General features: G+C 36.2%; 5 protein-coding genes. 4 read left to right on the top strand and 1 reads right to left on the bottom strand.

Features of this window, described 5'->3' with window-relative positions:
• Positions 1–130 precede the first annotated feature (130 nt).
• Positions 131–631 carry a GNAT family N-acetyltransferase gene (locus B9N71_RS12055; RefSeq protein WP_208610510.1) on the top strand — a complete coding sequence of 167 codons (501 nt, stop codon included), beginning with the start codon at positions 131–133 and terminating at the stop codon, positions 629–631.
• A gap of 466 nt (positions 632–1,097) precedes the next feature.
• Here the strand turns inward: B9N71_RS12055 and B9N71_RS12050 are convergent, their stop codons facing one another.
• On the bottom strand, positions 1,098–2,447 hold the full coding sequence (locus B9N71_RS12050) for an MFS transporter (RefSeq protein WP_065589464.1): 1,350 nt from the start codon (positions 2,445–2,447) through the stop codon (positions 1,098–1,100).
• Positions 2,448–2,668: 221 nt separating this feature from the next.
• Between B9N71_RS12050 and B9N71_RS12045 the strand changes: the two genes are divergently transcribed.
• The 3 genes from B9N71_RS12045 to mnmE all read left to right on the top strand — a co-directional run bounded on the left by B9N71_RS12045 (position 2,669) and on the right by mnmE (position 5,330).
• Positions 2,669–3,232 (top strand): DNA-3-methyladenine glycosylase I, encoded by a 564-nt coding sequence (locus tag B9N71_RS12045; protein WP_065589465.1) that lies wholly within the window; start codon positions 2,669–2,671, stop codon positions 3,230–3,232.
• Positions 3,233–3,244: 12 nt separating this feature from the next.
• Positions 3,245–3,868 carry a YdcF family protein gene (locus tag B9N71_RS12040; RefSeq protein ID WP_085166084.1) on the top strand — a complete coding sequence of 208 codons (624 nt, stop codon included), beginning with the start codon at positions 3,245–3,247 and terminating at the stop codon, positions 3,866–3,868.
• A gap of 100 nt (positions 3,869–3,968) precedes the next feature.
• Positions 3,969–5,330 carry a tRNA uridine-5-carboxymethylaminomethyl(34) synthesis GTPase MnmE gene (gene mnmE, locus B9N71_RS12035; protein ID WP_085166083.1) on the top strand — a complete coding sequence of 454 codons (1,362 nt, stop codon included), beginning with the start codon at positions 3,969–3,971 and terminating at the stop codon, positions 5,328–5,330.
• The last annotated feature ends 655 nt before the right edge of the window (positions 5,331–5,985 follow it).

The raw sequence follows: 5,985 nt of genomic DNA, 5'->3' as shown, positions 1-5,985 counted from the left end.
CGTCATTCAGCCAATGGCTGGGTATCACTTGAACAATATGAACAACAATATTACCAAAACGAAAAAATGATAGAGGTGGGCACTGTCTAATATTTTGGCGAGGATCATACACCAAATAGAGCAAATCATAATGAAAAAAGGAAACAAATTGGGTAATGCTGCATCTAAAATCGAAGTAAAACCATACTCTTCACTCTATGCCTCTGAAATATGCGATTTGTTTCATTCGTCTATTCATGCTATTGATACCGATATTTACAGCAAAGCACAGCAAGAAGCATGGTGCTCAACACCACCAGATTATCAGAAGTGGTTAGAACGTTTAAATAAAACTCAGCCTTGGATGGCTATCTTTGGCTCAAGCCTTGCGGGGTTTGTTGAACTTGGAGATGATGGTTACATAGACTGTCTGTATGTGCATCCTGACTTTCAAAAGCGTGGCATAGCTAGAAAACTCTATGACCATGTGCTTGACTTGGCCCACCAGAAAAAGCTTACACAATTAAGTGTAGATGCTTCAAAAGTGGCCATGCCAATTTTCAAAAAATGGGGTTTTAAAATAAAGCGGGCTAACAAAATATCCAGAGAAAATCAGGTACTGATAAATTACTATATGTATAAACTACTTTGATTTTTATTGAGACCTTTGTACAGTAAAGCTTCACTCAAACTAAATTTTTAACCGCGCTTTTTTGAGGCATTTGGGCTTATATTTAGATCTAAATACCTCTAGATAAGTTACTATTTATTGCCATTTCCCTGTTTTAGGCACAACTTTCCTGCTGTACAGATAACCCTCGTTTGATATCAAAGTTCAATAAGCTGCCTGAAAGATGAGCTTAGATTAGTTCTGTCAATGGAGTTTCAAATTAAACCGTATTTACGAAACCAAAGAATAAGTAGAAAACTTTATGAATAGAGGTGGGCACTGTCTAATATTTTGGCGAGGATCAGTTCTTGGCATGATGAATCGAGTTATGGTTGTTTTTTGCAGAATTATTATAACTCACATCATGCCGTCTAAATAATAATCACGAAAGATTAACACGCCCTAATATTTTTATAATTAATGTTTTTATTATTTAGGCTCTTATCGATTAATGATTTGCATCACTTTGCCAGCCATTTTTAGCTAAAGGAAAGAAACCGACCCCAACTGCAATTAACGCTACAAAAGAGATGTAAATACCAGCACCAAGATAACTATATTGACCTAATAAATGTTCAGGGCTTAATAGATAAATGGTTAATGTTGGTGTAAATGCACTAAATAGCGCATAGGCTAAATTATACGAAAATGACAAACCCGAATAACGGATCGCAGGAGGAAAAGCTCTTGTACCAACTATTGCTGTCATTGCAACAGAACCAATAAATAGCCCAAATACAGCCCAAAGCGAATAAAGTTTAGTTAAGGACATATCTGGCGACAAAGAGCTATAAAATACAATGCTCATAATAGCAAGTCCGCCCCAGTTAATTAGCATTGTTTTGGTTGTACCTATTTTATCTTCTAACCAACCAAAAATAACGCAACCGATAGTCAAAGTTAGTGCAGCAATACAACCACCAATACGCCAATCAAGATTAGCAAAATGGTACATGCCACCTACAATACGACCCGGTGTAATCAAAATACCCACCATAATTGCCGTCGACAACGACCAAGTCAAAAGAGCCACAATTAGGCAAGCTGTTTTATGTTTTTGAAGCACGGTAACGACAGGAATATTCTTTTCAATTGCTTTGCGTGCCGCTAACTCTTTAAAGATAGGTGTTTCAGATAAAAATCGACGTAAATAAACCGAAATAACGCCAAAAATACCACCAATAATAAACGGAATACGCCAAGCATAATCTAAAATATTTACGGTAGTAAAACAAAGATCAATAATGATAGTCACAATAAAGCCAAGTAAAATACCGCCAGTAATACCTGAAGTTAACGTACCGATACCTAAACCATAACGTTGCTTTGGCACATGCTCAGCAATGAACACCCAAGCTCCTGGCATTTCACCACCAATAGCAGCACCTTGAAGCATACGCATCACTAATAATAACAGAGGTGCAAAAATACCAATCACTTCATAAGTTGGTAAAACACCAATGATAAATGTAGGTAATGCCATCATAGCCACGCTTAAGGTAAACATTCGCTTACGTCCCACTTTATCACCAAAGTGCGCCATAATTATGCCACCAACAGGACGAACCAAATAACCAGCAGCAAAAATACCCCATGCAAATAAATCTAACGTTAATGGCGATAAAAAATGCGGTAAAAATAGTGGTTTTACAATGGTATCGATGTAAAGCGCATAAATAACAAAATCATAAAATTCTAACGTACCACCCAAAGAGGATAAAACTAACGTTTTAAAATCCTGCCGATTTAATGGTCGAGCACTAGGCTGCCATTCCGCGTTGATTACAGACTGACTCATGGAAAAACCTTATTAAATTAAGTTAAAAAATAAAAAATCTATCTTTTATTGATTTAAGTTAAAAACGTGAGATTCATTCTGCCACAAAAAAAAGGCTTTTTTTTCATCATAAAAAAATTTAATGTATGTAACAAAACTACTTATTTGATTTATAATTCAACTAATCGAAGCTTAAAAAATATAAATCACGATAAAGCATAATCAATAATGGATAAAATTTGATGACAAATAGCAACAAAGTACGCTGTAGTTGGGTTTTGGATGACCCAATATACATTCATTACCACGATAACGAATGGGGCAACCCCCAATATGATAGCCTTAAACTATTTGAAAAAATTTGCCTTGAAGGGCAACAAGCGGGATTATCGTGGATCACTGTTCTAAAAAAACGAGATGAATATCGACGTTGCTTTTTTAATTTTGACCCACACAAAATTATTCAGCTAACGCCTGAAGATATTGAACATCTTTTAAAAAATAAAGGACTAATTCGTAATCGTTTAAAGCTAAATAGCATTGTAAAAAATGCTCATGCTTATTTAAACATGCAAAAAAATGGTGAAGATTTCTCGCCATTTATCTGGTCGTTTGTTGATAATAAACCAATTATTAACCATTTTAATGATAAAAGCGAAGTTCCCGTAAGTACTGATATATCAGAAAAAATGTCAAAAGCGCTAAAAAACAAAGGTTTTACATTTGTTGGTTCTACCATCTGTTATGCTTTTATGCAGTCCATGGGATTAATTAACGATCATTTTGAAAATTGTTATAAAAAATAAAGGAAAAAATGGATGATAACAAAATCAATAAAGTATGGTATAGCCTTAATATTAGCCTATTTCATTATTGCTAACATTGCGATTTATATATCTTCGTTGCAAAAACCAATAAAAAATGCCGATACCTTGGTCGTATTGGGAGCCCAAGTGATTAACACACCAGCCATAGCTTCTTCAACCTTAGCCGAGCGTTTAAATATTGCCATAAATTATTTACAAAATAACCCACAAACCAAAGTTGTTGTTTGTGGCGGACAGGGCAAAAACGAATCTGCAACTGAAGCTAGTGTAATGGCTCAATATTTAATTGAAAAAGGGATCGATGCTAATCGAATTTATCAAGAAGACAAATCAACCCGAACAGCCCAACAATTTATCTATGCAAATCGTATATTACCTTTAGGCAAAACGGTTGTGGTAACCAATGATTTTCATTTATTGCGATCGCTAATGCTTGCTAAACGTTCAGGAATTAACGAAGTATCAGGCTTAGCCACGCCATTAGATTTGACTAAAAGAGATAAATATATCGCATTAATAAGAGAACCCCTAGCACTAGCAAATTCTTGGTTATTCGACCATCCAAGCGATAGTAACCCCCCTGAAAACCAATTACCCAGTCAACCATCTAACTAGAGTTATTGGCGCATCACGGCAAAAGCACGGGTAACTACTGTTTTTGCCGTGCGTCCATGATATCATTAACTATTAAAATTTAAATCAGTTACAGATAAATATGAAATCAGACACAATTGTTGCACAAGCAACACCACCAGGTCGTGGTGGCGTAGGTATATTGCGCATTTCTGGACCCCAAGCCCAAGCCGTGGCTCAGGCAGTATTAGGGCAAATACCCAAACCAAGGTATGCGCATTATCTTCCTTTTTTAGCTACTGATGGTTCAATTTTAGATGAAGGTATTGCGCTGTTTTTCCCAAATCCACACTCTTTTACAGGCGAAGATGTACTTGAATTACAAGGGCACGGTGGTCCAGTTATTTTGGATCTACTTTTAAAGCGTATATTAGAACTTCCTAACATCCGCATTGCAAAGCCGGGAGAGTTTTCAGAGCGTGCATTTTTAAATGACAAGCTAGATCTGGCTCAAGCCGAAGCTATTGCTGATTTGATTGATGCTAGCTCAGAACAAGCGGCAAAATCGGCAATATCATCTTTGCAAGGAGTATTTTCTAAAAAAGTGAATGCCTTGGTTGAATCCTTAATTCATTTACGCATATTTACCGAGGCAGCAATCGATTTTCCTGAAGAAGAAATTGACTTTTTATCTGACGGCAAAATAGAAGCACAGCTTAACCAAGTCATAACTCGTTTAAGCGAAGTTCGCCAAGAAGCTAAACAAGGATCACTGTTACGAGAAGGCATGAAAGTAGTCATAGCAGGGCGTCCTAATGCAGGAAAATCAAGCTTACTAAATGCATTAGCTGGGCGTGAAGCTGCCATTGTGACCGATATCGCAGGCACCACGCGTGATGTACTGCGTGAACATATCCATATTGATGGCATGCCACTACACATTATTGATACCGCAGGTTTACGAGAAGCTAGTGACGAAGTGGAACGAATTGGTATAGAACGTGCTTGGCAAGAAATTGAGCAAGCTGATCGTGTATTATTTATGGTTGACAGCACAACCACAACAGAAACCAACCCAGAAAAGCTATGGCCTGAGTTTATTGAACGCTTACCTAAAAATATGCCAGTAACCGTAATTCGTAATAAAGCCGATTTAACAGGCGAAAAGCTAGGATATAGTGAAGTAAATGGCTACTCACTGATTCAGCTTTCAGCTCGAACGGGGGAAGGCATTTCACTATTACGCGATCACCTAAAACAAACAATGGGCTTTACCAGTAGCACAGAAGGTGGATTTTTAGCACGTCGTCGCCACCTTCAAGCACTTGAAAAGGCAGCCGAGCACTTAAATAATGGTAAACACCAACTAGTCACCTTCCATGCTGGTGAATTGCTTGCTGAAGAGCTAAGATTAGCGCAAGAATCCTTAAGCGAAATCACAGGAGAATTTACTTCTGATGATTTATTAGGCCGTATATTCAGTTCGTTTTGTATTGGTAAATAGGTCAAACTTTAATTCTACGCTAAATAAAGTCTATAAAGCAGAACATTGCCTAGTTGTTGGTACATTCCAATATCAAAATGTGCTAACAACTAAGAAAATCAGCATCTCAAGTAAGAATTTTTTATCATGAACAAATTAAAGCTAGCATGTAATATTTAAATGCATTCAAATAGGCTTAAACAAAATATAAAATTCCCAAAGATACTTTATAGCGAATTAATTTCACTAAAACAAAAAAATAAAATAAAATCAATAGTCTACCTGAACGATTTTAAAGCAAAAAACACATCGATAGCACCACAATATTAATAAGCCTGCCTTATCAGAGCGCCAAAATATACCGATAACAAAGTAAAGCTAGCACGTCAAACTGGGCTGTTTGGTGTGTTTGCGTTTTAGATGTTATCACCAATATTAATCATTCCGTAAAAATCAAAAAGTCCTAAAGCTAACACCCTATTTTAATTATAAAATTAACCTATCTATAAAACCGAATCGTTTTCATCTTTACATTTCTTTACAAAAAAGTCCGCCAAAAAACTAGCCAACTATTTTATAAATGGTTATACTTTCATCGCTGTAGGAAAACAAGCTTATTAAATAAGCGAATAATTATAAAAATTCAAATAAAACAAAATATTACTTGACACGAGGA

It is taken from the genome of Gilliamella bombi, assembly GCF_900103255.1.
GTDB lineage: Bacteria > Pseudomonadota > Gammaproteobacteria > Enterobacterales > Orbaceae > Gilliamella > Gilliamella bombi.
This window is presented reverse-complemented; position numbering and strand designations above follow the sequence as displayed.

Excerpts from the sequence above, each read along its gene's own strand:
- B9N71_RS12040 (WP_085166084.1), top strand. The coding sequence starts at position 3,245 with ATGATAACAAAATCAATAAAGTATGGTATAGCCTTAATATTAGCCTAT.
- mnmE (WP_085166083.1), top strand. The coding sequence starts at position 3,969 with ATGAAATCAGACACAATTGTTGCACAAGCAACACCACCAGGTCGTGGT.
- B9N71_RS12055 (WP_208610510.1), top strand. The coding sequence starts at position 131 with ATGAAAAAAGGAAACAAATTGGGTAATGCTGCATCTAAAATCGAAGTA.
- B9N71_RS12045 (WP_065589465.1), top strand. The coding sequence starts at position 2,669 with ATGACAAATAGCAACAAAGTACGCTGTAGTTGGGTTTTGGATGACCCA.
- B9N71_RS12050 (WP_065589464.1), bottom strand. The coding sequence starts at position 2,447 with ATGAGTCAGTCTGTAATCAACGCGGAATGGCAGCCTAGTGCTCGACCA.